This is a genomic window from Xanthobacter sp. BG11Y11_SDJG (genome assembly GCF_057364445.1).
In genome coordinates this window covers 1-1377 of the sequence record NZ_JBNFNU010000658.1, presented here as the reverse complement: position 1 = coordinate 1377, position 1377 = coordinate 1, and the positions used below count along the sequence as shown (strand labels likewise).

1 protein-coding gene and 1 pseudogene are annotated in these 1377 nt (G+C 72.9%); one reads left to right on the top strand and one right to left on the bottom strand.

What is annotated here, in order from left to right; genetic code table 11:
• Positions 1-941 (bottom strand): glutamate 5-kinase (proB, locus tag AC2W7M_RS25505; protein ID WP_486135899.1); only part of this gene is annotated, 941 nt, incomplete at its 3' end.
• 202 nt (positions 942-1143) lie between these two features.
• Between proB and AC2W7M_RS25500 the strand changes: the two are divergent.
• Positions 1144-1377: pseudogene (locus AC2W7M_RS25500) on the top strand (hypothetical protein); the annotation flags it as partial.

Sequence of the window (1377 nt, the reverse complement as noted above, 5' to 3'; positions counted from 1 at the left end):
CACGCCAGCCGGCAGGAGGGCTCGATCCGCGCCGGCAGCGCCGCCACGGCGCCGGCGTCGAGATGCAGCACGCCGCGCGGCTCCAGCGCGCCGCCGATCCAGTTCTTGCGCGCCCGCGCCGGATTGGCGGAGGTGAGGAACCAGGTGCAGCGCCCGCCGTCGAGGATGCGCTTGAGCGGATTCTTCCCGTGGCCGGAGGCGATCACCATGTGGGTGCCGGCGGCGGTGGCGATCTTACCGGCCTCGATCTTGGTGCGCATGCCGCCGCGCGACAGCTCGGAGCCGGCGCCCCCCGCCATGGCCTCGATCTCCGCGGTGATGCGCGGCACCACGGGAATGAGCGCCGCGCCGGAGTCTTGCGCCGGCGGGGCGGTATAGAGGCCGTCGATGTCGGAAAGCAGCACGAGGAGGTCCGCGCTCGCCATGGTGGCGACGCGGGCGGCGAGCCGGTCGTTGTCGCCGTAGCGGATCTCGGTGGTGGCCACCGTGTCGTTCTCGTTGATGATCGGCACCGCGCGCAGGTCCAGAAGCCGGGCGAGCGTCGAGCGGGCGTTGAGATAGCGCCGGCGCTCCTCGGTGTCGCCGAGCGTCAGCAGCACCTGCCCGGCGGTCACGCCTTCATGGGAGAGCGTCTCGGCCCAGGTGCGGGCGAGCGCGATCTGGCCCACGGCGGCGGCCGCCTGGCTGTCCTCCAGCTTCAGCGGCCCCTTGGGCAGGCCGAGCACCATGCGCCCCAGCGCGATGGCGCCGGAGGACACCACCAGCACGTCGCAGCCCTTGGCGTGAAGCGCGCCGATATCCTCCACCAGCGCCGTCAGCCACGGCAGGCGCACCTTGCCGCGCGTCGAATCGACGATAAGGGCGGAGCCGACCTTGATGACGATGCGGCGGAAGTCGGCAAGGGAAGGGGCGGTGGAGGGGGCGGTGGAGGGCGCGGTCATGGCGATGGGCACGGGCTGATGGAGCGGCGCTGCGGGCGGCGCGCCCGTGGCGGGAGCACGGCATAGGCCATCGGGCCGGCGAAGTCCAAGCCCGCCGCGTGCGCGCGGCCGGCGATAGGGTTAGAAAGTGCCGTTGATCCGCGCGCGGACATCGGGTCTTGCGGACAGGCACGCGCCGCAGCGTGGACTTGAGGAGGCGACCATGACCATCGGCAGGCTGATCATCGGGAGTGTCCGGGGCGGCGCGCTCGCGGCCGCGCTGTTCGCGGCGGGAAGCGCGGCGGCGCAGACCCCCACCAGCGCCCAGCAGCAGGCGCTGAGGGCCTCGTGCCAGTCGGATTTCCGGGCCAACTGCTCCGGCGTTTCGCCGGGCGGCCAGGCGGCGCTCGCCTGCCTCCAGAAGAATGTGGCGAAGCTCTCGGCCGCCTGCCAGAGC